Source organism: Mycobacterium adipatum (genome assembly GCF_001644575.1).
GTDB classification, from domain to species: Bacteria; Actinomycetota; Actinomycetes; order Mycobacteriales; family Mycobacteriaceae; genus Mycobacterium; species Mycobacterium adipatum.
The window spans coordinates 4,984,653-5,010,751 of sequence record NZ_CP015596.1 but is presented as its reverse complement, the minus strand read 5'-3'; the positions used below and the strand labels follow the sequence as shown (position 1 = coordinate 5,010,751).

Annotated in this window: 27 protein-coding genes; 19 read left to right on the top strand and 8 right to left on the bottom strand. The window is 66.8% G+C overall.

What is annotated here, in order from left to right:
* Window positions 1–43 precede the first annotated feature (43 nt).
* The 8 genes from A7U43_RS23805 to A7U43_RS23770 all read left to right on the top strand — a co-directional run bounded on the left by A7U43_RS23805 (window position 44) and on the right by A7U43_RS23770 (window position 4,066).
* On the top strand, window positions 44–760 hold the full coding sequence (locus A7U43_RS23805; protein ID WP_067999961.1) for a hypothetical protein: 717 nt from the start codon (window positions 44–46) through the stop codon (window positions 758–760).
* Complete coding sequence (locus A7U43_RS23800; RefSeq protein ID WP_197499905.1) at window positions 757–1,152, top strand: hypothetical protein; 396 nt, start codon at window positions 757–759, stop codon at window positions 1,150–1,152. The genes A7U43_RS23805 and A7U43_RS23800 overlap by 4 nt, the downstream gene beginning before the upstream one ends.
* 97 nt (window positions 1,153–1,249) lie before the next feature.
* Window positions 1,250–1,768, top strand: a complete 519-nt coding sequence (locus tag A7U43_RS23795) for a YkgB family protein (RefSeq protein WP_067999959.1) — start codon at window positions 1,250–1,252, stop codon at window positions 1,766–1,768.
* Window positions 1,769–1,775: 7 nt separating this feature from the next.
* Window positions 1,776–2,411 carry an RNA polymerase sigma factor gene (locus A7U43_RS23790; protein ID WP_067999957.1) on the top strand — a complete coding sequence of 212 codons (636 nt, stop codon included), beginning with the start codon at window positions 1,776–1,778 and terminating at the stop codon, window positions 2,409–2,411.
* On the top strand, window positions 2,408–2,650 hold the full coding sequence (locus A7U43_RS23785; RefSeq protein WP_197499904.1) for an anti-sigma factor family protein: 243 nt from the start codon (window positions 2,408–2,410) through the stop codon (window positions 2,648–2,650). Before A7U43_RS23790 ends, A7U43_RS23785 begins: the two co-directional genes overlap by 4 nt.
* Window positions 2,651–2,685: 35 nt before the next feature.
* Entirely contained in the window at window positions 2,686–3,024 is a 339-nt protein-coding gene (locus A7U43_RS23780; RefSeq protein ID WP_067999954.1) for an ArsR/SmtB family transcription factor, read from the top strand.
* Window positions 3,024–3,671, top strand: coding sequence for a cation efflux transmembrane domain-containing protein (locus A7U43_RS23775; RefSeq protein ID WP_068003603.1), 648 nt, complete (start codon window positions 3,024–3,026; stop codon window positions 3,669–3,671). The genes A7U43_RS23780 and A7U43_RS23775 overlap by 1 nt, the downstream gene beginning before the upstream one ends.
* Before the next feature lie 23 nt (window positions 3,672–3,694).
* On the top strand, window positions 3,695–4,066 hold the full coding sequence (locus A7U43_RS23770; RefSeq protein WP_067999952.1) for a DUF1622 domain-containing protein: 372 nt from the start codon (window positions 3,695–3,697) through the stop codon (window positions 4,064–4,066).
* A gap of 24 nt (window positions 4,067–4,090) precedes the next feature.
* Here A7U43_RS23770 and A7U43_RS23765 read toward each other — a convergent pair whose 3' ends face one another.
* A complete protein-coding gene (locus tag A7U43_RS23765; protein ID WP_067999951.1) occupies window positions 4,091–5,239 on the bottom strand; it encodes an acyltransferase family protein in 1,149 nt (382 codons plus the stop codon).
* Window positions 5,236–6,102, bottom strand: a complete 867-nt coding sequence (locus A7U43_RS23760) for an LLM class F420-dependent oxidoreductase (protein ID WP_067999949.1) — start codon at window positions 6,100–6,102, stop codon at window positions 5,236–5,238. Before A7U43_RS23760 ends, A7U43_RS23765 begins: the two co-directional genes overlap by 4 nt.
* 212 nt (window positions 6,103–6,314) lie before the next feature.
* Here A7U43_RS23760 and A7U43_RS23755 point away from each other — a divergent pair, with 212 nt between their 5' ends.
* The 4 genes from A7U43_RS23755 (at window position 6,315) to A7U43_RS23740 (ending at window position 10,947) form a co-directional block, all read left to right on the top strand.
* On the top strand, window positions 6,315–7,760 hold the full coding sequence (locus A7U43_RS23755) for a cellulase family glycosylhydrolase (RefSeq protein WP_197499903.1): 1,446 nt from the start codon (window positions 6,315–6,317) through the stop codon (window positions 7,758–7,760).
* Window positions 7,761–8,261: 501 nt separating this feature from the next.
* Window positions 8,262–8,702, top strand: a complete 441-nt coding sequence (locus A7U43_RS23750; protein WP_156526009.1) for a hypothetical protein — start codon at window positions 8,262–8,264, stop codon at window positions 8,700–8,702.
* 488 nt (window positions 8,703–9,190) lie between these two features.
* Window positions 9,191–9,607: a hypothetical protein gene (locus A7U43_RS23745; RefSeq protein WP_067999943.1), complete on the top strand. Its 417-nt coding sequence runs from the start codon at window positions 9,191–9,193 to the stop codon at window positions 9,605–9,607.
* Window positions 9,608–9,732: 125 nt separating this feature from the next.
* Window positions 9,733–10,947 carry an IS110 family RNA-guided transposase gene (locus A7U43_RS23740; RefSeq protein WP_067999940.1) on the top strand — a complete coding sequence of 405 codons (1,215 nt, stop codon included), beginning with the start codon at window positions 9,733–9,735 and terminating at the stop codon, window positions 10,945–10,947.
* Window positions 10,948–11,330: 383 nt separating this feature from the next.
* On the opposite strand, the gene A7U43_RS23735 is transcribed toward A7U43_RS23740, so the two are convergent.
* Entirely contained in the window at window positions 11,331–13,892 is a 2,562-nt protein-coding gene (locus A7U43_RS23735) for an alpha/beta fold hydrolase (protein WP_156526008.1), read from the bottom strand.
* A gap of 208 nt (window positions 13,893–14,100) precedes the next feature.
* Window positions 14,101–14,400 (bottom strand): hypothetical protein, encoded by a 300-nt coding sequence (locus A7U43_RS23730; protein ID WP_068003600.1) that lies wholly within the window; start codon window positions 14,398–14,400, stop codon window positions 14,101–14,103.
* Window positions 14,401–14,561: 161 nt separating this feature from the next.
* Here A7U43_RS23730 and A7U43_RS23725 point away from each other — a divergent pair, with 161 nt between their 5' ends.
* The 3 genes from A7U43_RS23725 to A7U43_RS23715 are packed head-to-tail and all read left to right on the top strand — an operon-like array spanning window position 14,562 to window position 17,667.
* Window positions 14,562–16,040, top strand: coding sequence for an amino acid ABC transporter substrate-binding protein/permease (locus A7U43_RS23725; RefSeq protein ID WP_067999938.1), 1,479 nt, complete (start codon window positions 14,562–14,564; stop codon window positions 16,038–16,040).
* Entirely contained in the window at window positions 16,037–16,810 is a 774-nt protein-coding gene (locus A7U43_RS23720) for an amino acid ABC transporter ATP-binding protein (protein ID WP_067999936.1), read from the top strand. The genes A7U43_RS23725 and A7U43_RS23720 overlap by 4 nt, the downstream gene beginning before the upstream one ends.
* Before the next feature lie 8 nt (window positions 16,811–16,818).
* A complete protein-coding gene (locus A7U43_RS23715; protein ID WP_067999934.1) occupies window positions 16,819–17,667 on the top strand; it encodes a peptidoglycan recognition protein family protein in 849 nt (282 codons plus the stop codon).
* Here A7U43_RS23715 and A7U43_RS23710 read toward each other — a convergent pair whose 3' ends face one another.
* The 3 genes from A7U43_RS23710 to A7U43_RS23700 all read right to left on the bottom strand — a co-directional run bounded on the left by A7U43_RS23710 (window position 17,668) and on the right by A7U43_RS23700 (window position 21,067).
* A complete protein-coding gene (locus tag A7U43_RS23710) occupies window positions 17,668–18,606 on the bottom strand; it encodes a methionyl-tRNA formyltransferase (RefSeq protein ID WP_067999932.1) in 939 nt (312 codons plus the stop codon).
* Between the two features lie 198 nt (window positions 18,607–18,804).
* The gene (locus tag A7U43_RS23705) at window positions 18,805–19,539 is read right to left on the bottom strand and encodes a DUF3060 domain-containing protein (protein WP_082902275.1); all 735 of its coding nucleotides are present in this window, start codon (window positions 19,537–19,539) and stop codon (window positions 18,805–18,807) included.
* Between the two features lie 121 nt (window positions 19,540–19,660).
* Complete coding sequence (locus A7U43_RS23700; RefSeq protein ID WP_067999930.1) at window positions 19,661–21,067, bottom strand: cation:dicarboxylate symporter family transporter; 1,407 nt, start codon at window positions 21,065–21,067, stop codon at window positions 19,661–19,663.
* A gap of 70 nt (window positions 21,068–21,137) precedes the next feature.
* On the opposite strand from A7U43_RS23700, the gene A7U43_RS23695 reads away from it, so the two are divergent.
* From A7U43_RS23695 to A7U43_RS23680, 4 genes are all read left to right on the top strand, one after another.
* A complete protein-coding gene (locus A7U43_RS23695) occupies window positions 21,138–22,673 on the top strand; it encodes a sensor histidine kinase (RefSeq protein ID WP_067999928.1) in 1,536 nt (511 codons plus the stop codon).
* Window positions 22,670–23,359 carry a response regulator gene (locus A7U43_RS23690; RefSeq protein ID WP_067999926.1) on the top strand — a complete coding sequence of 230 codons (690 nt, stop codon included), beginning with the start codon at window positions 22,670–22,672 and terminating at the stop codon, window positions 23,357–23,359. Before A7U43_RS23695 ends, A7U43_RS23690 begins: the two co-directional genes overlap by 4 nt.
* Window positions 23,360–23,516: 157 nt before the next feature.
* Entirely contained in the window at window positions 23,517–24,257 is a 741-nt protein-coding gene (locus A7U43_RS23685; protein WP_231963448.1) for an amidase, read from the top strand.
* A 402-nt stretch (window positions 24,258–24,659) separates the two neighbouring features.
* Window positions 24,660–25,682: a YncE family protein gene (locus A7U43_RS23680; RefSeq protein WP_231963447.1), complete on the top strand. Its 1,023-nt coding sequence runs from the start codon at window positions 24,660–24,662 to the stop codon at window positions 25,680–25,682.
* 2 nt (window positions 25,683–25,684) lie between these two features.
* Here the strand turns inward: A7U43_RS23680 and A7U43_RS23675 are convergent, their stop codons facing one another.
* Window positions 25,685–26,011: a hypothetical protein gene (locus A7U43_RS23675; protein WP_067999924.1), complete on the bottom strand. Its 327-nt coding sequence runs from the start codon at window positions 26,009–26,011 to the stop codon at window positions 25,685–25,687.
* Window positions 26,012–26,099: the final 88 nt, after the last annotated feature.

Below are 26,099 nucleotides of genomic sequence, written 5' to 3'. Positions count from 1 at the left end.
GCGCCACGAGCCGATCGCGGCCGGTCCGGGGGATGATACGGGTGTGGTTGCTGAGACAAATGTGATCAATGTGAACCCCTCGGTGGAGCAGGAGACAGGCGCAGAGGCCGCGACCGCTGCCGATACTGCGCCGCCTGCTCCCGCGCGTCCCGCGGGCCGGCAGCGGTCGTGGTCGATGCCGAAGTCTCCGATCGGTCGCACGCAGGTCGACGAGTTCGGCCGCACCGCCGCCAAGACCTCCCGGACCGCCGCGACCGCCGCGACGAGGGCGATCGCGGGCGGCGCGCGATTCATCGCCCGCGCGCTCGCGCAGATCGGGCGTGCGATCGAGGCGGTGCCGGCTGCCCTGCAACTGCTCGCCGTCCTGGCCCTGACCATGTTGGTCGGGGTCGTCGGTGCCATCGCCGCGACGGGCACGCTCGGGCTGATCTGCAGTGTGGTGGTCGTGCCGGTCAGCGCGATCGCTCTCGGCGCGCTCGGGCACCGCTGGTTCACCAGGAACGCTGCCGCACCGGCCGCCGCCGAATCGGAGCTGTCCCGTTCGGTGGGCTATGTGGACAGGAAGCTGACGCTCGCGCTCAACTCCCTCGGGTCCGAACGGCACCAGCAGGCGGTCATCGCGCTCTTCCAGGCGAAAACGGCCGTCGAACTCGCCCTGGGCACCGAACAGGACGACAGCGAGCGCGATGCCGAACCCGTCCACGTCGACGCCTACCGGTTGCGGCCCCGGATCCAGGCCGGTTCCGCGGCGGCTTCGTGAGCGCGCAACCGATCTGCGGACAAGTCGCGCTGATCGAGGACGACTACACCCTGGTCATCAATCGGGGCGCGCAGTCCGGGGTGGTCACCGGGATGATCTTCGGGGTGCATTCCGGCACCGGTCAGGTGATCACCGATCCCGAATCCGGCCGGGAACTCGGCAGGCTCAGCCGCGAGAAACTCCGGGTGCGGGTGTTCGACGTGCAACCGCTGTTCGCCCGGGCGCACACCTTCGTCGATACCGGCGACTTCCGCGGACTGCTCGGGCTCCCGTTCTTCGATCAACCGCATGAACATGAAGAGGTCGTCACCGTCGATGTGGGTGACGGCGTCGAACTCATCAGTGCCCAGCGTGCGGACGTGGCGCCGCTGCCGCAGTCGGGTACGCCGTAGCGCCGCTACCCAGTAGCACCCGGCGGTCTGTAACGCTTGGCCGTCGAGGCCACACTCCCTTTGCGTAACCGATGACCGGAACGCAAAGGAGTGACCCATGACCATCACGCGCGAAGCGCGATTCATCCGTGCCGAGTCGGCGCTGGCCGATATCGGCGGCAACGCCGCACGATACGGCCTGGTGCTGGTGCTGGCCTGGATCGGTGCACTGAAATTCACCTCCTACGAGGCGCACGGCATCCAGCCGCTGGTCGAAAACAGTCCGCTCATGAGTTGGGTGTACGACATCCTCCCGGTGACGGCCTTCTCCGCACTGCTCGGTCTGCTGGAACTCGCAACGGCCGCCCTGCTGGCGGTGAAGCCGTGGCTGCCGCGGATCTCGGCGGTGGGCAGCGTGGTGGCCGTGGGCTTGTTCACGGCGACGCTGAGCTTCCTGTTCACGACCCCGGGAGTCGGTGAGGCCTCGGCCGGGGGCTTCCCGGTGCTGTCCTCGACAGGGCAGTTCCTCATCAAAGACGCGGCCCTGCTCGGAATATCGCTGTGGACCCTCGCCGATTCGCTGGCCGCCGCACGCCGGCAAACCGAGCGCGCGGACAAGCTTCCAGTCCTACGCTGACACCGCCATGACGGTATCGACAGCTGATGAGGACAGCCTCGTCGCCGCGCTGCGGCTCGGCGACGAGGCCGCCTTCGCGGCCTTGGTCGAGCGGCACACTCCGTCGATGCTGCGGGTGGCCGGCGGCTACGTGGCCAGCCGCGAGATCGCCGAAGAGGTGGTGCAGGAGACCTGGATCGCGCTGCTCAAGGGTATCGACACCTTCGAGTGCCGATCCTCCTTGCGCACATGGCTTTTCACGGTGTTGGTGAACATCGCCAAGACGCGTGGTAAGCGTGAGCGCAGGGAAATCGAGGTCCAGATCACGGCGTTCACCGGCGGCACGGTCGACCCGGCCCGGTTCCGTGCGGACGGTCGGCAGTGGGACGGTCACTGGAAGGAACACGAAGCGCCGGCACCGTTTCCGGACACTCCCGAGGGGTCGGTGCTCGGTGACGAACTGTTGGCCGTGACCCGACGCGAACTCGACAAACTTCCGGCGCGGCAGCGTGACGTGCTCACCATGCGCGATGTGCTGGGCATGACGGCCGCGGAGGTGAGCGCGCTGTTGGAGATCAGTGCGGTCAATCAACGCGTGCTGTTGCACCGGGGCCGCGCCGCGCTGCGGCAGACGCTTGAGGACTATCTGAAGGAGTCGCGATGAGCGATGCCGAATCGCTGGATTGCATCCGACTGGTGGAACTGGTGACCGATTACCTCGACGGTGTGCTGGATCTGGATACGCGGGCGCGTTTCGACCGCCATCTGGGCGAGTGCGAAGGCTGCCACAACTATCTGCAACAGCTGCGCAGCACCGTGGGTGTCCTCGGCAAGGTGGACAGCGGGCAGCTGGACCCGGCGTTCCGGGAGCGGCTCTTGGCGGCCTTTCGCGACTGGCGGTGAAGACTTAGTACAGAATTCGATGTACTATCTCGGCCATGCGAACATTGGCGCACACCGACGCGCTGGCCCGCTTCGGGCATGCGCTCTCGGATGCCACGCGCACCCGGATACTGCTCAGCCTCAACGGGGCCGCCGGCTATCCGTCCGAGCTCGCCGAGGAACTGGGGGTCTCCCGCCAGATCCTGTCCAACCACCTCGCGTGCCTGCGGGGGTGCGGGCTGGTGGTTGCCGTTCCCGAGGGGCGCCGCACCCGGTATGAGCTGGCGGACAGCCGCATCGGTGATGCACTCACCGATCTGATGGGCCTGGTGCTGGCCGTCGACCCGAGGTGTGGCTGCGCGGGTGTCGACGGCGCGGGATGCGGGTGCCGCTGATGGCCGGTGGGCGCGTTCTCGGGACCGAGCGCCGGGCGCTGCTGTCGAGACGGATCCGCTGGCTCGTGGCGGGAACCATCTCCTACAACGTCATCGAAGCGGTCGTGGCCCTGACCGAGGGCACACGGGTGTCCTCCAGCGCGTTGGTCGGTTTCGGGCTGGACTCGGTGATCGAAGTATCGTCGGCGGTAGCCGTGGCATGGCAGTTCGCCGGTCCAGATCCCGAAGCCCGCGAGAAGACAGCCCTGCGGATCATCGCTTTCGCGTTCTTCGGTTTGGCGGTCTTCGTCACGGTCGACGCGGTGCGTTCGCTGCTCGGTGCGCAGGAGGCCCGGCATTCCGTCGTCGGGATCGCGCTGGCAGCGCTGAGCCTGGTCATCATGCCGGTGCTGTCATGGGCGCAACGTCGGGCCGGCCGCGAACTGGGTTCGGCGTCGGCGGTCGCCGATTCGAAGCAGACGTTGTTGTGCACCTACCTGTCGGGCGTACTGCTGGCCGGTCTGGTGCTCAAACGTGCCTTCGGTTGGTCGTGGGCCGACCCGCTCGCGGCGTTGGTGATCGCCGCCGTCGCCGTCAAGGAGGGGCGTGACGCGTGGCGTGGCGATACCTGTTGCGCACCGATTCCCGGGACACGGTGCGGCGGTTGATGCCCTGCCCCTAACGTTGCGCCATGAGCTTCTACGAGGTCATCGAGACGGTCGGCAAGGTGATCGACGGGATCGGCGTGGCGGTGATCGCCGTGGGCGCGATACTCGCCGGTGTCGTGACCATCCGCAAGATGGCGGGGCGGTCCGGTGACGCCTACCGCTACTTCCGGGAACAGCTGGGCCGTTCGATCCTGCTGGGCCTGGAGTTCCTGGTGGCCGCCGACATCATCCGCACGGTAGCTCTGACACCGACCTGGCAGAGCGTGGTGGTGCTGGCCGGAATCGTGTTGATCCGGACCTTCCTCAGCTTCTCCCTCGAAGTGGAGATCAGCGGGCGGTGGCCGTGGCAGCAGCGCTCCAAGCCGTCCGATGATGTTGTCACGCAGCGTGATTAGTTGAACGTCGTTAGTTCGACGTCGTTAGTTCAACGTCGTCGGCACCCGCGTAGCGCGGTGCAACAGCCACGCCGGCGGCACCGTCATCGCCGTCGTGACGAGGAACAGTCCCGGCATCGAGCCGGTGAACATCGGCCAGCGCAATACCTCGGCCATCGCGAACTCCATCGCGATCACGTGCAAGAGGAAGATCTCGTAGGAGATCTCGCCGAGCCACACCACCGGCCGGGCGCTCAGCAGGCGTGCGTACCCGCTGCCGGTGTCGCGCACCAGCGGCGCCAGCAGGCCCACGGCCACCACCGCGTAGAGGATCGTCTTGAGCATCCGCTGCCATGGTTCGACATCCGGGGCGGTGACATCACCGGCGATCGGCAGCGCCACCACCAACAGCGCGGCCACCGCGATCGGCAGCGCGATGGCGGCGCGGCATCCGATGCCGAGTTCCCGCAACACGACCAGGCACATCCCGCCGATGAAGTAGATGAGATGCGCAGGCAACCAGATGGTTGCCGACGGCGGCAGCACGTCGGTGACCTGCGGCAGCAGCAGCCACAACGGTGTCACTGCGCCGAGCGCGGCCAGCGCCGCCAACAGCCGACCCGGTCGCCACACCCCGCCGCACAGCACCGACAGCAGCAACCCGGCCAGCAACGGCAGCACCGCATAGAAGGCGACTTCGACTGCCAGACTCCACATCTGGGTCAGCCCCTGATGCATCTCGGCGTAGTACAGCGGCGGATAGATCTGGGTCAGGGTGAGATGCTTCAGCAGTCCCAGCCAGCTGTGGCCGGGATTCGGTCCGGCGTAGCGGAACTCGTAGATCGCGAAGGCGGCCAGCACCGTGATGATGTAGGCCGGCGCGATGCGGCGCACCCGGCGACGGGCGTAGCGGTGCACCGAGGGAGGCGGGGATCCCTGGGCCGCGGCCACGACCCAGGGCCCGAACAACAGGTAACCCGACAGAACGAAGAACACCGGGACGCCGACTTCCAGCCGCGCGTAGAGCTGACCGAGATAGCCGTCATCGAGATGGCCGGTTCCGAAGGCCGCATGGGTGGCGACGATGAGCAGCGCCGCCACCGCGCGCAACCCGGTCAGCGATGCCACCCGATCCGTCGCGGGGCGATCGGTCGCCGGCGAACCGCCGGCCGCGGATTCGCCCGCGGGGGTCATGATTCGGGCAGCGCCGCGGACAACCGGGCCAGCACATCGAGATGTTGGTCCACGGTGCGCAGTCCCGCGCCCATCGTGTTGATCGACAGGTGTGACGCACCGGCCTGCGCCCAGGCACCGACCTCGCGCAACGTCGCGTCATCGTCACCTCGCCAGCCGGCCCGCCCTTCCATACCGATGGCGGACGGATCCCGGCCCGCGGCCTCGGCCGCCTCGGAGAGGACGGCCTGGGCACGGTCGAGACCGGGGCCGGGCGCCATCATCGGAAACCAGCCATCGGCGATCCGGCCGGCGCGCCGATAGCCGGCGTCCGACGCCGAGCCGATCCACACCGGGATCGGCCGCTGCGCCGGCAACGGTGCCAGGCCGGCGCCGGTGACGCGGTGATAGCGGCCCGTGAAGGTCACCGACTGCTCGGTCCACAGCCGGCGCATCAGGGCGATCTGTTCCTCGGACCGCTTGCCGCGGTTGCCGAAATCCTCGCCGAGCGCTTCGTACTCCACCGCGTTCCAGCCGATCCCGATGCCGAAGCGGAGTCGCCCGCCGCTCAGCAGATCGACCTCCGCCGCCTGCTTGGCAGCCAGGGCGGTCTGGCGCTGGGGCAGGATGACCACTCCGGTGACCAGTTCGACGGTCGTGGTGATGGCAGCCAGATAGCCGAACATCACCAGGGGCTCGTGGAAGGTGGTGTGCACGTCGTAGGGCCCCGACCATCCGGCGTGTACGTCCGGGTCAGCCCCCACGACGTGGTCGTAGGCGAGGACGTGGGTGAAACCCAGTTCTTCGACCCGTTGGCCGTAAGCGCGCACCGCGCCGGCATCGCCGCCCAGTTCCGTTTGGGGAAACACCACACCGATCCGCATATCCACACCGTATCCGGACCGTGACCGGGGGTTTTCGACACGCCGAATTGGGTGCGGTGGTTCTGATGGCCCTTCCGTTACAAATAACCTGATATTGAGAAGGGTCGGCGATGTTTAAGAGCACAGTGCGCGGCGGAAGATTATTCCGGCGCCGCAAATTAATGCGCGCAGCGTTGGGCGCCATTGTGTCTGGGCTTTGCGTTGTCGCCCTGGTGGCGACTCCCACGTCGCAGCGGCACCGCCAAGTCATCACCGACGACGTGGCGCCGTTGAGTAATTCAGCCACCACGTTGGGCTTCGCTGACTCCCAGGTCTACTTTTACAACGACGCCGATGTCGCGGCCACGGTGCAGCGCTGGGTCCAGAACAATATCCGCACGGTGCGCATCGGAATCCCATGGGCAGGCGTCGAGGCGCTGCAGAACCGCTACGACTGGTCGCGATCCGACAGGGTCGTCGCTGCGGCAGCAGCGGCAAACATCTCGATCATCTGCGCCATCACCTCGAGCCCGTGGTGGGCCAAGGCGTGGAACGCGCTGCCCCCGCACGGACGTCCGGCCTCACCCGAGCAGTACGGGAAATTCACGGCGAAAGTCGCGCAACGGTACAAAGGCAAAATTGCGGCGTACGAGATATGGAACGAACCCAATGGCGTATTCGGTTATCACCCGAAACCGGATCCGGCCGGATATACCGATCTGCTGAAGGCCGCCTATCCGCGGATCAAAGCCGCCGACCCGGCCGCGATTGTGGTGGGCGGCGTCCTGGGCTCCGGAAAGAGTTGGGGCTCATGGACGATCGATCCGGTCACGTTTCTGACCCGCATGTACGCCGCGGGTGCCAAACCGTTCTTCGACGCGCTGTCCTATCACCCCTACAGCTACACCATGAAGTTCTCGCAGGGCATGCTGCAGGCGGACTCCCCGGTGGACCAACTGGTCCGGATGCGCAGGGTGATGCTGGAACAGGGCGACGCCGCGAAGAAGATCTGGGTCTCGGAGTACGGCGCCCCCACCAATCGGGTGAACGAGGCGACGCAGGCGGCCTTCATCTCGGACATGATCAGCACCTGGCGCGAGCTCCCGTATGCCGGCCCGCTGATGCTCTACACCACAAGAGATCTCAACAGCTCGAGCAGTTCCGATGACGACCGGTTCGGCCTCTACCGGTCCGACTGGGTTCCCAAGACCGCGCAGCAGGTGGTCGCGTCGCCACCGGGCCCCGGCGCGGTCTACCAGCGGTTCGCGGCGTTCACCGACCCCAGCTTCGGCGAGGTACTCAGCCCGGTGTTCACCGGACCCTTCAAGATCCCGACGCAGTTGCGCGCCCTCGGCACGGTCTGGGAGGTATCGCCGGGCACGTTCGTGGCGTCGCCCACTCCCGTTGCGGACCTGGTACGCAGGAAGAACATCCTGCCCAAGACGTCCTTCAAGGACGGCTTCCAGGATTTCGGCGGGTGGCAGCCGTTCCGGGTCTGGTATTCGCCGGAGACCGGCGTGCAGACGGCCAGCGTGGAGTTCGCCAAGAAGTGGACCCCGGATCTGGGATTGGCGACGTCCTCGGAGAAGTGGGTGAACGGCGCGACCAGGGTGACGTTCCAACGGGGCGTCATGACGTGGCGGCCGTTCGTGGGCGTGAAGGTGTATCGCACCCAGTAGACGACCAGCAGTGCCGCCCGGCGACCTTTGGTGTCCGGGCGGCTTCTTCGCGTCCGATGCCCGCTCGCACCCGGACCTGCGGCACGTACTTCGGCATTGGGACAAAAGATGCGCGAATGTGATGTTTAGTTTGCTGCACGCCGAGAATCACTGATCTTGACGGTCAGTGGGCAAATGCTGGATAGATGCTGGCGGATTCTGCCTGGCCTTGGCGGAGGCTAATGCCACGCTCGGGTCCGATGCGCGTGCCCAGCGCCGTCCGCGCGCCAGCTGTACAGCCCCAAAAATACCGTTGACGTGCCTATTTTAGGCGACCGTGCGGACCGCTGCCGCATCGCCGCCGAGGTTTCGCCGCCGCGCTACGGGTAATGACGGGGCAAACAAATTTTCGCCAACGTCAATCGGAATTTCAGAAAATTTGCCGAGGGTACTAGTTTGCTAAGCAACTGCCGTGGTAGCTTCTCGATGTTGGTTGGGGAATTTGCTGAAAGGGAGATCAACATGTTGGGACGTCAGGGAACCTCCGTCAGGATGATCGCCGCGACAGCCGTGGCCGGGGGCGGAATCGCGTTGGCCATGGGTGTGGCCACCGCGGGTGCGGGCGCCGCGTATGCGGAGACGGGGCAGACCGCATCCAGCTCGAGCTCGAGCACCAGCAAGTCGCCGCTGCAGCGGATCGGCAGGTTCGGCAGCAATCTGCAGCGCAATATCGGGACCGTCGGCAGCAATCTGCAGCGCAACCTCGGGCAGGTGGGCAGCGATGCGCAGCAGGGCCTGGGCACTGTCGGCACCAACCTGCTCATCAACGGTGGCACCGTGGGCAGTGATGCGCAGCAGGGCCTCGGACAGGTCGGTACGGACGTTCTGGTCAACGGGGGCACCGCGGCCAGTAACGCACAGCAGAACCTCGGCGAGTTCGTCGGCAACATCCTGGGCGACTAGCCAGAATTCGGTCGACGACGGGCAGTGGTGACGTTCCCCTGCCCGTCGTCGGCGTTCGGGCAGTGGCTTGGGGTGCTGCCCGTTTTGCCTTTTCCCTCGATTGGTTTGCTGTCGAGCCGATATCGGGTCGTGCGCGCCGCGGGCGGCCGGCGCCTTCACTGGGGTGGCGATAGCGCCAGTCGTGGCCGCCGCCACCCTATTTCCTGGTGAAGCTTCAATTGTCGCTTTGGTAAATACTTGCTGTGTTTCATGATCGTTGTTGTTCCAGTTCAGATGCGATGTTTCGGCGGCCCGCCGCCGCGGGTAGCTAGCCGTTGACGGCGCGGGCAGCAAAGCGGAATGCTGCTGAAAACGTGACATTTCGTGCGCGGATTGTCCCGGTGCGATATGACGCGCGCGATACTTTTTGTGTTAACTTCAGCCTGTTCGTGTCGAATTTGCTGGAGGGGAGACGAATCATGGATCGCACAGGGTCAGGGAAACCCGCAATGATCAAGTCAATGGTGATGGCCGGCGCCACCGCGACGATGTGTCTCGGGGTTGCGCTCGCGGGCGCCGGGACGGCATCGGCCGACACGAGTGCCGCCGATGCGCACGTCGCCGCACAGCAGCGCAGCGCCGGGGTGAGCGCCACCGCCGTCACCCCCGAGGACATCGGGGAGTTCGGCGACAACCTGGTGCGCAACATCGGCCGCTTCGGCAGCAATCTGCAGCGCAACGCCGGACAGGTGGGCAGCGATGTGCAGCAGAATCTCGGCCGTGTCGGGACGAACCTGTTGATCAACGGCGGCACCTTCACCGACAACGTCGTGCAGAACGCCAACCGGACGGGTAACAACCTGGCGCGCAACGCCGGAACCGCGGGCCGCAATCTCGCACGCAATATCGGCAACCTGTTCCGCTGATATAGATCGAGTTAGTCCTTCTCAAATGCCTCCGGAGGTGTCAGGAAGGGATCTGTAACTGATTCCTTTTCGGGGTCCGTGTGTTGACGCACGCGGACCTCCTGACACACCCCGGAGGTGTTGTTGTGTCTGTGCATGTAGCGCCAGTCACGTCGTCCACGATCGTCGTTGCCGTCGATGTCGGCAAGACCTCAGCTGTGCTTTCGGTGACCGACGCGGCTCGCCATCGGCTGCTCGCGCCGTCGGAATTCGCGATGACCGGATCGGGCCTGACCGCCGCGGCGGCTCGCGCGATGGCTGTCGCACCTGCCGCGGTGCAGGTCAAGGTGGGCGTGGAGGCGGCCGGCCACTATCACCGACCGGTGCTCGACCATCAATGGCCCGATGGGTGGGAAGTGTTGGAACTCAACCCCGCTCAGGTCGCTGAGCAGCGCCGCGTGCAGGGACGGCGCCGGATCAAGACCGATGTCATCGACCTGGAAGCGATCACCGAGCTGGTGCTGGCCGGCTACGGGCGTCCGGTCACCGATCGCGATGTCGTGATCGGTGAGATCAGCGCCTGGGCAGTGCATCGGAGCCGGCGGGTCGCCACGCGTACCGCGACGAAGAATCAGCTGCTCGGCCAGCTCGACCGGGCCTTTCCCGGGCTGACCCTGGCTCTGCCCGACGTGCTGGCCACCAAGATCGGCCGGCTGGTGGCCGCCGAGTTCACCGACCCGGCACGCCTGGCCGGGCTCGGGGTCAACCGGTTGATCCGCTTCGCCGCGACCCGCGACCTGCAACTGCGCCGCCCCGTCGTCGAGCGCTTGGTCGCTGCGGCCCATGACGCCTTGCCGACCCGCGACGCCGTGATCGCGCGTCGGATACTGGCCGCCGATCTGGTGTTGCTGGGCGATCTTGACGACCAGATTCAGTCCGCGGAGACCGCGCTGGGATCACTGTTACCGCGCAGCCCATATGCAACGTTGACCTCGGTGCCAGGCTGGGCAGTGGTGCGGGCATCCAATTACGCTGCCGCTCTGGGTGATCCGAAACGCTGGCCGGGACCCCAGCAGATCTACCGTGCGTCGGGGTTGTCCCCCATGCAATACGAATCCGCCCACAAGCGCCGCGACGGCGGTATCAGCCGCGAAGGCAGCGTCGCACTGCGCCGCGCCCTGATCGACCTAGGCATCGGCCTGTGGCTCAACGAGCCGGCCGCCAAGAACTACGCCCAGGGGCTCAAAGATCGCGGCAAGCCCGGCGGCATCGTCGCCTGCGCGTTGGCCCATCGCGCCAACCGCATCGCCCATGCACTCGTCCGCGACCACGCCACCTACGAGGCAGCCCGCTGGGCCTAGACCCCGCACACTCAACGCGAAAGGACCGACCAGACCCTTCCACAACCCCGTCAGTAGTGCCACGCTAGAAGGACGGGACGAAGGGCCGGATCAGATGCCGTATCCGCTATGGCGGGCCCCCACCGGTCACGCCGACGCTAGCTTGGCACCCGGCCCTTCGCCTCCACGGCAGCCCGAACGACGCCAGATAACCCACACCGAGGTTGCATAAGTCAGCGTGGGCGCCAGGCACCCGCCCTCAACTCGGCAGCACCACCGACCACAGACATCACGCCCCGCCCCGGGGCGTCGGCCCACTACGGCCTCCACACCCCTTGACTCGACCTACAGCCAGCTAGTGGACATCGGGAGGGCGGCGGTGCCGCCCTCCCGATGCGTGCGTGTCAGGTGCTCAGCAACTCCTCGATCATGGTCACCACGGCACCGATATGCGGTTCGCGCACGATCGACATGTGGGTGCATTCCAGATGCCGGATGGTCAGGTCACCGGTGATGATACGAGGCCACAGTCGGGGATCGTCCTTGTTGAGGTGGCTCAACACCACCAGCGCGCGTCCGGACCACGGGCGCGGGACGTAGCGCAAGCCGGTCATGATGCCGACCTCTTCGATCGCCGCGGTCTTGCGCTGATGGTCCCCGAGGATCAAGCCCGCCAACGGCACCGTTTTCTGGTGTTCCCACCAGGATTTGATATCCGTTGGCATCGTCTCCTGGATCGTCACCCGCACATCGGGCAGGCCGGCGCCCGCCTGCTTGGCCGCCTGCGGTGACAGCCACGGGTCCAGCATCACGAGCAGTTCGACCGTCTCGCCGGAGCTCTCCAGCAGACGAGCGGCTTCCAGCGCGATATGGGAGCCCAGTGAATGGCCGACCAAAATATAGGGGCCGCGTGGCTGGATCCGTCGGAGGTTCCCGACGTGGCGCCGGGCCGCAGCTTGCACCGACAGATCGGGGATCGCCCGCCTTTCCAGGCCCTTGGGCTCCAAGGCGTACACCGCGGTCTTCGCCCCGACTCGCTCGGTGAAGGGTACGAAACACAGTGACGACGCGCCGGCACCGGAGAAGCAAAAGATGGGCTCGCCAACGGTATTCGGCGACCGCGGCCGAAGGGCGACCGTGGTGGCGGGCAGGACACCGGTACCGGAGGTCGTCAGCTTCTGCGCGAACTCGGCCACGGTCGGTGCACCTGCCAGATCCGACGGATTCAACGAGACACCGTGCACCTCGGTGACCCGGGCCAGCATCTGGGTCACGCTCAGGGAGTCCCCGCCCAGCGCATAGAAGCCATCGGTGCGTCCGACCTTCTCGATGTGCAGCACCTCTGACCACAGCCGCGCGATGGACGATTCCTGTTCTCCGCGAGGAGGTTCGAATTCCGGCCGACTCACCGGCGGCAGCGCCGCCCGGTCGATCTTGCCTCGGTCGCCGCGCGGCAGGGCACCGAGCACCACGATATGGCTGGGCACCATATAGGCGGGCAGGTCCCGGTGTAGGCGGGTGCGCAACTCGGCCACTGCGGGCGTGCGGGCGTCGGGATCCGCGGCGACGTAGGCGGCCAGGGACGTGGCGGCGCTGGTATCGGCCACCACGACGGCTTCGCGGATATCGTCGTAACTCAACAGCGCGGATTCGATCTCGGCGGGTTCCACGAGGTAACCCCTGACCTTGACGGTGGCGTCGGCCCGGCCGGACAACACCAGATTGCCCTGCTCGTCCCAGCGGCCGGTGTCACCGCCGGTGTAGGTTCGGCCACCGTCGCGGTGGGAGGTGAACACGGCAGCCGAAGCCGTCGGATCCAGGTAGCCCAATGCGAGATGGCGTGACGTGATGGACACCGCACCGTGCTCGTCGATGTCGATCTGTTTGTGCGGGGCCCGAACTCCCACGGGTATCACCCCGTGCGGCAACAGAGCGCCCGGCGGAATGTCATAGCTCGCGATGGCCAGCGTCTCGGTGGAACCGGCCCAGTTGGTGAACACCGCGTGCGGGGCGAGTTCACGGGCCAATCGCACGTGGCGCGCATGCGCGGCCTCGCCGGTGCATACGATCCGTCGCACCGCGGGAAGGGTGGCTCCACGCGCGGCGGTGTGCAGGGCATCGACGAACGCCGGTGTGCAGGTGATCGCCTCCGCGGCGTTATCGGCGATTCGGTCGAATGCCGCACGCGCGGAATGCTGCTGCGGATCGACCGTCACGATCTCGGCTCCGCCCAGCAGGGCGGCGATCAGCACATTGAGACCGGCGGCGAAGCTGATCGGCAGGCAGAGCGCGACCCGTCGACCGTCGCCGAGGCCGAACCGGTCGTTGAGCAGTTGGGCATCCGCGAGCCACAACCCATTCGGATGCAGCACCGCCTTGGGCGTGCCGGTGGATCCGGAAGTGAACTGGATGGTCGCGATATCGTCGGTGTCGGGCCCGGCGCCCCACTGTGCCTCGGCATCGGGCTCCCGGGGCAGGTCGACGGGGACCTCGACGTGCCAGGGGCGGTATCCGTGCTCGTTGAGGATTGCGGTGATCTTCTGTGCCCGGTTCTGAGGTGTCGCCGGATCCAGCGCGACCACCGGTGTCCCGGATGCGAACAGGCCCAGCGCGGTCGCGACGGTCGTGGGTGTCAGCGGGGCGGGCAATACCGCTGCCCTGCGAGCGTCGCCAGAACGTGGTCGCGACGCCTGCGCTGCGTGCAGCAGTTCCCGGTAGGTTACCGTGTCGGTCGCGGTGCGCAGGGCAACCCGGTCCGGAACGCTGTGGGCGGTTGCCGCGAAATGTGCTGCTATCGAGCGATATTCAAGCGGTCGGTCATCCTGCGCGGGTGGCTGTGGGATCGGCTGCAGCGGTGCGCTCGCGACGTCCTCGTCGGCGTGGTCCATCGGGTGGTCACGGCGGGACCGCGCGGCGGTAATGAGCGCGAGCGCGATCGTGGTCACTGCCGCGAGCGTCGTGGTCATCGCCACCTGCCTGCGCGCACGCCGCTTGGCGGCGTGGTGCTCGCCGATATCATGGCGCCGGAACCGGAAAACGCTGCCGAGCAATTGGACCTCCGACGAGTGACCCCGCACTTGACCGGGCGGTGAATGGTTGGGCAGGTTAGCCTAACCTATGCACAGAGGTCGAGTGTGGTCACCTGCGTGCCGCTGTGGCCCGGCCCGACGAGCGTCAGCGGGCGCAGTTCAGGGACACCGTGACGGTGCGGGCGACGACGACGGGCACAATCGCGTTGCGGTCATCGAAACCTTCCACGTTGACCAGTCGCTTGCGTTCCTGCACGTTGCCGATGTCGGTGACCGTGCATTCGTCGAGGGGGGCACTGCCCACGCGGGTGACGCGGACATCGAATCCCTGCGCCCGCAGTTGATCGATGGTGACGTTCGCGCCCTCGGCGTGTGCCGGGGCCGCGGTGGCGGCCAACACGCCGAGGGCGGCGGTGGCGATGACGACGGGCAATGCGGTACGCATGAGCGTTCCTTCCTGGTGGGGATGGGTTTTCATGCGTCGATCCTGCTCGGGGTGGCGGTGGCAGCGCTTGGAGCGGACGTGGAGATTGGCTGGAGATCCCCCGCATGACGCACCGCAGCGATAGCGTGATTCGGTCACGGCACTGCGGACGGGAGATCAACATGCGAGCCGAAACGTCGTCGGGCTGTCGGCCCGAACCACCCACCAGGCCCGGGCGGCGGCTCGCAGTGTTGCTGACAGGTCTGTTGATCGGGCTGTTCGGCAGCGCCTTGCTCGCACCGGCCACCGCCTCCGCCGACGGCGAGACCTACACCATCGCCACCGACACGACCTTCGCACCGTTCGAATTCCAGGATGCCAGCGGCAATTTCGTGGGCATCGATATGGATCTGATCCGGGCGATCGGCGAGGATCAAGGCTTCAACGTCGACATCAAGCCGCTCGGCTTCGACGCGGCACTGCAGGCCGTTCAGGCCAACCAGGTCGACGGTGTCATCGCCGGCATGTCCATCACCGATGAACGGCGGAAAGTCTTCGACTTCTCCGAACCCTACTTCGAGTCCGGTATCCAGATGGCGGTGCTCGAGGACAACGAGGACATCAAGTCCTACGAGGACCTGCGCGGCAAGCGGGTCTCGGTCAAGAACGGCACCCAGGGCGCCGATTTCGCGAATTCGATCAAAGACCAGTACGGCTTCGAGGTGGTCTCGTTCGCCGACTCGTCGACGATGTTCGACGAGGTGCGAACCGGCAACTCGGTGGCGGCCTTCGAGGACTACCCCGTGCTGCTCTACGCCATCGCGCAGGGCAACGGATTCAAAACCGTGACGCCGAAGGAAGATCCGACCGGCTACGGCTTCGCCGTGAACAAGGGGCAGAACGCCGAGCTGTTGCAGAAGTTCAATGCCGGGCTGGAGAACCTCAAGGCGTCGGGTCGCTACGACGAGATCCTGGCGACCTACCTCGGTGAGGGCGCGGCCACCAGCGACAGCTCGTTCTTCGGGCTGATCAAGAGCACGGCGCCGATGCTGCTGGCGGGCCTCAAGATGACGATCATCCTGACCGTATCGTCGATCTTCTTCGCACTGATCCTCGGCGTGATCTTCGGCCTGGCCCGGGTGTCGCGGTCGATTTGGCTGCGCGCCATCGGCACCACGTTCGTCGACATCTTCCGCGGCACACCGCTGATCGTGCAGGCGTTCTTCATCTATTTCGGTATACCCACGGCATTGGGCTTTCAGATGTCGGCGGTCACCGCCGGCATCATCACCCTCTCGCTCAATGCCGGCGCCTATATGACCGAGATCGTGCGGGGTGGCATCCTGTCGGTGGACAAGGGTCAGATGGAGGCCGCGCGCAGTCTCGGCATCGGATACCTGCCGACGATGCGCAAGGTGATCCTCCCGCAGGCGATCCGCACCATGATCCCGTCCTACATCAACCAGTTCGTGATCACCTTGAAAGACACCTCGATCCTGTCGGTGCTCGGCATCGCCGAACTCACGCAGAGCGGCCGGATCATCATCGCAGGCAACTACAAGGCCTTCGAGATGTGGTTGATCGTCGGCATCATCTACTTCATCGTCATCATGGCGCTGACCAAACTCTCGGACCGACTGGAAAGGCGGCTCGTGAAATGAGTGAGCTGGTAACCGAAGAGGCGTCCGCCCAGCCCGAAGGAACGGTCAAGATCCGCATCGAAGGACTCAAGAAGTCCTTCGGTGACCTCGTCGTGCTGAACGGCATCAACACGACCATCAGCGAGGGCGAGGTGGTCTGTGTCATCGGGCCGTCCGGCTCGGGTAAATCCACCTTCCTGCGGTGCCTCAACAAGCTGGAGGACATCACCGGCGGCAAGGTGACCGTCGACGACTATGACCTGACCGACCCGAAGGTCGACCTGGACAAGGTCCGTCAGCACATCGGCATGGTGTTCCAGCACTTCAACCTCTTCCCACACATGACGGTGCTGGAGAACGTCACGCTGGCACCGCTGCTGACCAAGAAGATGGACAAGGCAGCCGCGGAGAAGAAGGCCCGGGAGTTGCTCGCTCAGGTCGGCCTGGCGGAGAAGGCCGACGTGAAGCCCGCCACCTTGTCCGGGGGGCAGAAGCAGCGTGTCGCGATCGCGCGGGCACTGGCGATGAACCCGTCGATCATGCTGTTCGACGAGGCCACCAGCGCATTGGATCCGGAGATGGTCGGCGACGTCCTGGAGGTGCTGCGGCAGTTGGCCGCCGGCGGTATGACCATGGTCGTGGTCACTCACGAGATGGGCTTCGCGCGGGAAGTCGCCTCGCGGGTGATCTTCATGGCCGACGGCAACATCGTCGAGGACGACAGTCCCGACGCGGTCTTCGGAAATCCCAAACACCCTCGGCTGCAGGAATTCCTGTCCAAGGTGCTCTGAGGGGCACGTTGCCACAGGTCCGACCGCAGACCGGGAATCCGACGTGGCTGCCCGAGGCGCTGCGTGCCGAAGGGCTGGACGTCACAGAGTTCCCGGGCTGGCGTCAGCGTGGGCACGGCACGTTCAAGGACATCCGCGGGGTGATGGTGCACCACACCGGCTCGGACCGGGCCAGCGCGGCGTCCATCGCCGAGGGGCGGCCCGATCTGGCTGGGCCGCTGTCCCAGGTGCACATTGCCCGGGACGGGACGGTCACCGTGGTGGCCGCGGGAGTGGCCTGGCATGCCGGCGTCGGCATGTACCCCTGGGTGCCCGCCAACATGGGCAACTGGCACCTGATCGGCATCGAATGCGCGAACAGCGGCACCAGCCCCTCGGCCCCGCATCGCCGGAACTGGCCGGATGCACAGTACTTCGCGCTGGTGCGGTGCTGCGCGGCGATCAACCGCAGACTCGGGCACAACGCGGCGCGCACCATCGGTCACAAGGAGTACGCGGGCCGGGCGCAAGGCAAATGGGATCCCGGCGGGATCGATATGGATCTGCTGCGCCGAGATATCGCCGAACAGCGCAGCGCCGACATCGGCGCGGTGCCCACCCCGCGGCCTCCGGTGCCGGTCGGCGAGTACGCCGATATCCTGCTGTATCGCGGCAGCCGGGGTACCCAGGTGGCCGAACTGCAGCGCCGGCTCAAGGCGGCCTACGCGGCCTACGCCGGGGACCTGGTGGTGGACGGCGTGTTCGGCGTCGAAACCGAAAGAGCGGTAAGGGAATTCCAGCGCCGGTTCGGCGGCCTCAAGGTCGACGGGATCGTGGGGCCGGCGACCGCCGCGGCGATGCGGCTCAAGCTCGTGTGATCACGGCTGGCCGGTGAGGTAGCCGCCGCGCCGGAAGAACGTGTCGCCGCGGTGTTCGACGCCGTCGGCCGACCGGACCCGGGTGATCACCAGGCCCAGGTTGTTGCCGCGGTGGGCCAGCGGCCCGGACACCACCGCGCCGCCGCCCTCCTGCACGATGACGCGTCCCGGCGTTCCGCCGTAACGGATTTCGGAGACCTTCGCCGCCAGAATCTCGATCCGTTCGCCGCGGTAGAAGGTGAATGCCGCCGGGTAGGGATCCGACAGCGCCCGCACCAGCCGCTCCAGATCCTCGGCTGGCCAGGTCCAGTCGATCAGGCTGTCGCGTTCGGAGCGTTTGTGGAAGTAGGTGCGCGACGCCCGGTCCTGTGCCCGCCACTGCGGGTTGCCGGACTCCAGGGCGGCCAGGGCTTCCTTCAGCGCGCCCGGGATCAGCTCGATACCGCGCTCGACCAGTTCTGTGCCGGTGTCGTTCGGGCCGATCGGCAGGGAGTGCTGCACCAGAACGTCACCGGTGTCCAGGGTTTCGTCCATCCGGTGCACCGTGAGGCCGATCTGGGATTCACCGCTGATCAGCGACCAGATGACGGGGGAGAAGCCGGTGCCCTTCGGGAGCAGCGAGTCGTGCAGGTTCAGCGTTCCGTGGGGTGGCAGGGTGTAGAGCTCGGGCGGCATCCAGGTGTACCAGCTGTTGACTACGATGACGTCGGGTTCGGAGCGCTTGACCAGGTCGATGGTGTCGTTGTCGACGCGCTCGGTGAGATGGACCGGGATGTCGTAGCTGTGGGCGAGCTCTTCGACCGAATCCGAGAAGATGCCTTTGTAGGAATCCTCGCTGGCCGGGTGCGTGACGGCGAGTGCGACATCGTGATCGAGGTCGATGAGCGCCTGCAGCGTCTTGACGCCCCAGGTTTGAAAGCCGAACGAAACGATGCGCATAGCCCACTGACCTCGCTGAATGTAACCACTGTGTCGTCGGCGGGACTGCTGTCCCACGTCGATGTCCTCGACGAAGGTAACAGATTAACTAAGGCTTAGCTAAATCGAACCTGTGCCGACGCTGTGACGCAGCGCGAACCTCCCACCCGGGCGCCGGATGTTTTGCTCGAATCGCGCACGCCGGTGCGAACGGGTGACTCAACCGCGGGTCACGGAGTTACCGTTGCCGGACTGGCTCACCCCGGGTTCGCCGGTGCGGTAGGTGACCGAGTTGTCGAACCCGGACACGGCGATCTGCTGGGCGGATTCGGCGGTGATGACGTTCTCGAAACCGGACACCGTCAGGGCTGTGCAATGCCCGGTGATGTCGACGGTGTTGTTCGCGCCGCTGATGATCACGATGTTGTCGTTGCAGACCACGGATCGGTTGACGCCGATGCCGCTGATCGTCAGGGTGGACCCGGGTTCCGGTACGGAGTCTGACGGGGGAGCCGCGATGTCGGTGGGGATCGTGATGATCGTCGGCAACGAGGGCGGCACCGGAGCCACCGGAGCGTCGGTCAGCACATCGCCGCCGCCGGAGATACCGGGGAGTTCGGGCACCGAGGTGTTGGAGAACACGAAGAACGCCGCCGCGCCACCGGCGAACAGGAACAGCACGACCGCGATCGGCGCGATCGCCATCCACGGCCGGAACCCGGAACCGGACGGGCCCGAGGGATAGGGCGCCGCGTATCCGGTGGCGTAAGGATCGGCGCCATAAGGGCTTTGGCCATACTGCGGTGGAGCATAGGGTTGCTGGGCGGACCACGGCTGGGTCGGCGGTGGTGGCGGGGCGAGGTGGCCCTGCCCGGCGGAACTGGCGTGCTCGGTGCCGAGTTCGGTGGGTTCCAGCGCACGGATCCGGGCTTCCGGGTCGTCCTGCGGATTCATGGGCCGATGGTCGCATATCCGCAGGACCTCCGGCGGGTCACTCGGACAAGGCGTGCACACGGCTGCGGCGCCGCAACCACCGAGGGGGGTGGTTGCGACGCCGCAGGGGTTCGCGCGGACCTTATGCCGTTACCGGGACTCGCTCCGAAGCCGAAGCCGAAGCCGAAGCTGGCTCGGTTTCTGGCCGGCGATGATCGTCGAGCATGGTGAGTTCGTCGAACGGGTCGGACCCGGCCAGCACGGCGTCCACCTTGTCGCGGTCGATCGTCTTCGTCCACGACCCGACCAGCAGGGTCGCCACCGCGTTGCCGGAGAAGTTGGTCAACGCCCGGGCCTCGGACATGAACCGGTCGATGCCGACGATCAGGCCGACACCGTCGAGCAGGTCGGGGCGGTGTGCCTGCAGACCGCCGGCCAGCGTGGCCAGCCCCGCGCCGGTGACACCGGCGGCACCCTTGGAGGCGACGATCATGAACACCAGCAGGCCGATCTGCTCGGACACACTCAGAGGATCACCCAGGGCCCCGGCGATGAACAGCGAGGCCATCGTCAGGTAGATTGCGGTCCCGTCCAGATTGAACGAGTAGCCGGTGGGAACCACTACGCCGACGGTCGAGCGGTCGACGCCCAGGTGCTCCATCTTGGCGATCAGGCGCGGCAGCGCCGACTCCGACGAGGACGTCGACACGATCAGCAGGTACTCGCGGGCCAGGTAGCGCACCAGCTTGAAGATCGACACGCCGGCCACCGCACGCAGCAGCGCGCCGAGCACACCGAACACGAAGATCGCGCAGGTCAGGTAGAAGCCGACCATCAGCGTCATCAGCTGCCCGACCGCCGCCCAGCCGGTCTGCCCGACGACATTGGCGATGGCACCGAACGCACCGATCGGGGCCAGCCACAGGATCATCACCAGCACCTTGAAGACCAGCTTCTGCAGGTGCTCGACACCGCGCAGGATCGGGTCGCCCGCCGCACCGAGACCCTGGATCGCGAAACCCACCAGCAGCGCGACGAACAGCGCTTGCAGCACGCTGCCCTCGGTCAGAGCCGAGAACAGCGATGTCGGGATGATGCCCTGGACGAAGTCCAGCAGACCGCCGGCCTCATGGGCCTTGTCGGCGAGTTCGGCGCCCTTACCCGCAGTGTCGGTGACGTTGAGCCCTTCGCCCGGGTGCAGCAGGTTGCCGACGACCAGACCGATGCCCAACGCGAAGGTCGACATCGCCAGGAAGTAGACGAAGGCCAGCCCGCCCACCTTGCCGACGGTCGCAGCCTTACGCACCGATCCGATGCCGAGCACGATGGTGCAGAAGATCACCGGTGCGATCATCATCTTGATCAGCGCGACGAACATGGTGCCGAGCACGCCGACGCTCTTGCCCACGTCGGGGGACAGGATGCCGACGGCGACACCGGCGACAACCGCGATGATCACGGCGATGTAGAGCCAATGGGTGCGGTCCCGCTTGGTTTTGGGCGCGTCCAGCGGCGACGTCGCCGGAGACGGATGCTGGGAAGTAGTCATGTAAGGATGGTCGGACACGGCGTGAGCCAGGTCACGTTTTAGTTCATTTCGTTCACGGGAGGTGCGCCGCATGGTGGCCGACCGACTGTGGCGGTGGTCGCTGGCGGGTCAGGCCATCGCCCTGCAGATCCTGGTCATCACGCTGATCGTGGTGGCGGGCAGCGGGCTGGCCCTGCTGGACGCCCGCCAGGACGGCGACGCCGCCGCCGAGGCCCAGGTGCTGGGAATCGCCACCTCGCTGGCGGACTCCCCGTCCACGGCACAGGCGATCATCGACGGCGACGCGACGGCGACGCTGCAACCGGTCACCGAGCTGGTGCGCCGACACACCGACATCGCGTTCATCACCATCATGGCCCCCGACCGGACCCGCTACACCCACACCGACCCGAGCCAGATCGGTGGGCGCTACCTCGGCAACATCGAACCGGCCCTGCACGGTGAATCGTTCACCGAGGTCTACACCGGAACCCTGGGCCCGTCGATCCGCGCGGTGGTACCGGTCCACGACGCCGACGGCCGGGTGATCGGGCTCGTCGCCGCCGGCATCCTGCAGCAGAGCCTGGCCGAGCGGTGGCGCCAGCAGTGGTCGGTCATCGCCGCGGTGGGCGCCGGCGCACTCGCCGTGTCGCTGGTCGGGGTGTGGGGAATCCGGCGCAGGTTGTTGCGGCAGACCCGCGGGCTGCGTCCCGACGAGCTGCGGGTGATGTACGACCATCACGACGCGATCCTGCACGCGGTGTCGGAGGGCTTGATCGTGTTGGACCGCAACGGCGTGGTGCTGGTCAACGACGAGGCTCGCCGATTGCTGGCGCTGGGGCCCGGCCCGGTCTCGGTCGCCGACCTCCCGGAGTTCCTGCAGGCCGCCGATCCGGGGGTGCGCGACGAGCTGCACGTCACCGACGAGCGCGTGTTGGTGGTCAACCGGGCGAGGGTGCCCGACTCGGGCAGCGAGGTGGTGACCGTGCGGGACCGCACCGAATTGCAGGGCGCCCTCGGCGAACTGAGCTCCCTGCAGGTGCTGGCCGATTCGTTGCGCGCCCAGGCCCACGAGTCGGCCAACAAGCTGCACACCGTGATCACGATGGTCGAGATGGGCCGCCCGGCCGAGGCCGTCGCGGTGGCGACCAGGGAACTGGAACTCTCCCAACGGCTGGTGGATCGGCTGTCGGAGGCCGTCAGCGAGCCGGCCCTCGTCGCGTTGCTGCTGGGCAAGACCGCCCAGGCCGACGAACGCGGTATCGCGCTGTCGGTCACCGAGGACACCCAACTGCCCGCCGACGTCGCACTGACCGGTCAGGAATTGGTGACCGTGCTGGGTAATCTCATCGACAATGCGATGGATGCCTGTGATCGGGACGACCCGTGGGTCGAGGTGACGGTGACCCAGGACGCTGACGCGCTGCGAATCATCGTGGCCGACAGCGGTACCGGGATGGATGCCGACGAGTTCACCCGAGCGCAACGGCGGGGGTACTCGACGAAAACCGGCGACGGGCACGGTCTGGGCCTGGCGTTGGTCGCACAGGTGGTGCACCGCCACGGGGGCACGCTGAGCACCGATGCCGGCTACGGATCGGTGGTCTCGGTGGTGATCGGCCGGTGATCAGGGTGCTGATCGTCGAGGACGATGTGCTGATCGCCGAGGCGCATCGCACGTATCTCGGTCGGCTGCAGGGTTTTTCGCCGGCAGCCGTGGTGCACACCGCGCGTGACGCGATGCGCACCGCAGCCGGCGCGGCGGCGGCGGGGGAGCCGATCGACCTGGTGCTGCTCGACCTCGGCCTACCCGACGCGAGTGGCATCTCGCTGGCCTCCGGGCTGTCCGGTCTGGTCCCCGCCCCGGACATCATCGCCATCACCTCTGAGCGTGACCTGGAGATGGTGCGCGCCGCGGTCTCGCACGGGGCGCTGGCCTATCTGCTCAAGCCGTTCACCTTCGCCGCGTTCCGGGATCGGCTGGAGCGCTACCGGCGATACCGGACCGCTCTACCCGCCGGTACCGAGGCCGCCAGCCAGGCCGAGGTGGACCGGGCCATGGCGGAGTTGCGGATCGGCGCCGACCGGGCCGCCTCGCCCAAGGGTGCGGCCCCGCAGACCACCGACGAGATCGCCCGGGCCGTTCGCGACCGGCCCGGCGGGCTGACCGCCGACGAGGTCGCCGCCCAGGTCGGGGTGTCGCGAGTGACGGCGTGGCGGTACCTGGAACGCCTGGCCGACGAGGGCACCGTCACCCGCAACACCGACTACGGCAAGGCCGGCCGGCCCAAGACGCGCTATCAGTGGCGCTGACGACCTCCCGGATGACGCGTCCGGCGGCCGGACCCGCCAGATATCAACCGGGCAAATACTTCGTGTGCTGACAGCAAATTGATCGGGCCGGTTCTATGATTTTTTTCGACCGGTTTCCGAAAGGCTCGCTGTGCACAGGACTGGGATTCATCGACGGGTGTCTCTGCTGGCTGCCTCGGCCCTGCTGCTGCCCGCGGCGCCGGCCTTCGCCGCGCCGGAATCGGCGGAGAATTCGGTCACCGTTACGGTGAACACCGGCAGCGGTGATCTCAATGTGCGCTCGGCGCCGTCGACGACGAGCCAGCGGGTCGCCACCGTGCGCAACGGCGCCCGGATCACCATCACCTGCTACGCCCGCGGAACCGTGTTCGACGGCGGCCCCTACGACATGTCCACCGATCTGTGGAACCGGTTGGCCGACGGTGGCTACGTCACCGACGCGATGCTCGACACCGGGTCCGATGACCCTGTTGTGCCACCGTGCGCCACCGAATCGATGCGGCCGGCCCAGCCCAGGGCCGCCGGCAGAACCGTCGGCAGCAATCCCGGGGAAGAGGGATCCGCGCTGTGGGGCGCCTTGGAGAAGTGGTATTTCGCCTCCGGCAAGCGGTCCTACCCGGCGGTCGACGGTGCGCCGCGCGACCTGGCGTCCTCGGCCCGGGCGGCCGGCTGGACGGTCGTCCGGGAGCCCCGCGACCGCGCCGTGGTGGTGATTCCCCCCGGCGTGCTGGACGCGCCCGGCACGGGCCATGTCGCGTGGGTCGATGCCACCTCCAGCCGCCCGGACGGGACGTACCTGCGGATCACCGAGATGGCGGCGCCCGACACGGCGCCACACATCTGGTCGGGGCGCACGGTGCGGGCCCTTCCGGAGTTGTCCTACATCCTGTTGCCCTGACGCACCGCTAATTTGCCAGCTACGTCAATAGCGAACTTGCGCCACTGCGCGACCCGTCGAAAGTTTGCTGACGTGTCGGCTGTGATCTGCCTTTCATTTTCGCCACCAGGTCTGAGAGATGTGTGTGGGACGGGTGTGGTTGCGCCCCGCGGGGCAGTTAGCTGGTGGTGTCGAAGTTGCAGTTGAGAACGCTGAACGACATTGCTACGACAAGGTCACAACTGTATAACGATATTTTTCTGAGGGATGGCTGAGAGGTGGACCGGCAGTGAACTCGGCGAGCGACCGAAGGCCGGATTGGGTACCTTGTTCCGTCGCTAGACTCGGTTCAAACGCGTTCAACTCGGACGCTGGCGACTGAATCAAGTGCCGGGATAGTCATCCGGCGGAGGTGTCGAAGAGATGGCAAGTGTTGTTGTGCGCGCCAATGCGGCAGCGCTGAACGATTCCCAGAGCGCGTTCGCGGGTTCGGTCGCGATCAACCGCGGTCCGATCGCCGACCTCACCGCCAACGCCGATGCCATCGTGGTGGCCAACTACGGCGATGACAGCGTTGCCGTGGTGCGCCCCGACAATGCCGGGGCCCCCGCCCTGGTGTCGGTGGAGGGTGAACCGCTCGCGGTGGCCCTGACCGATGACCTGGCGTTCGTCGTGACCAGCGCCGCCGAGGCCGACACCGTTGCGGTCATCGACACCCGCACCCACGCGGTCGTGGGCAGCTATCCGCTGGCCTTTGCGGTCACCGCGGTGCTGGCCGGGCCGGACGGCAAGCGTGCCTACGCCGCGCGCGCCGGGCATGACCACGTGGATGTGGCCGTCATCGACATCACCGCCGATCGCGTCGGCACCATCGACATCGGGGCGGGCGCCGGCTCGACCATCGACGCACTCGCGGTCGACGCCGCCGGCCGGCGGCTCTACGTGGGCGTGACCACCAGCCGCGGCAGCCGCGTGGTGGTCGTCGACATCGAAACCGCCAAGGCGCGCAAGTCGATCGCTTTCGGCGCACCCATCCGTGACCTGGCCGTCGCGGCCGACGGAAGCGTCTACGTGCTGACCTCGGATCTGCAGGCCCGCGGTGTCGTCGAGGTCATCGACCCGAAGACCTTCGGCATCACCGCCAGCATCAACGCCGGCACCCTGCCGATCCAGATGGCGCTGTCGGCCGACGGTGCGCGCGCCTACGTCGTCGACTACGACCAGATCGCGGTGCTGTGCACCGTCACCCACGAGGTCATCGAGACCATCACCGTCGGTGCCCGCCCGGTTGCGGCCGCGCTGAACACCGCGGGCGACCGGCTCTACGTGGCCGATGTCGACGGCTGTGTCACCGCGTTCCGGGTGGCCGCCCCGGCTCCGCTGTATTCGCCGTTCGACGCCGTGGCATTCGATGCGGTGCGCGAGCTGGCGCCGGTCGGCGTCTGAACTCAGCCGGTTGCGCGGTTGCAGTCCAGCGATACCGAAATCGACTGACTGACCACTATTTCCACCAGGTCGGTGCCGCGGTGATGGTCCCCGCCGTGATGATCGCCGTCCTCGACGCTCACCCACTGGGTGATCTGCTGCGGGTTGCGGATACCGGTGACGGTGCACTGTTCCAGCGGTGCGCTGCCGATCCGGTCGACGTTGACGGTGTAGCCCTGCGCCTCGAGCATGCCGATCGTCTCCAGAGCGGTCTGTTCTGCTGAGGCCTGCGGTGGCGCCGCGAGCGCCGCGGCGGCGATCAATCCGGCGGTGAGTGCAATCGGACGCATCGTGCGCCCCCTGTCTGACGTGCTCAAAGGGTTCTGCCTGATACATCGCCGGCAGATGTCGATTCGTTGCAGACCGGCTGGTCGAAGG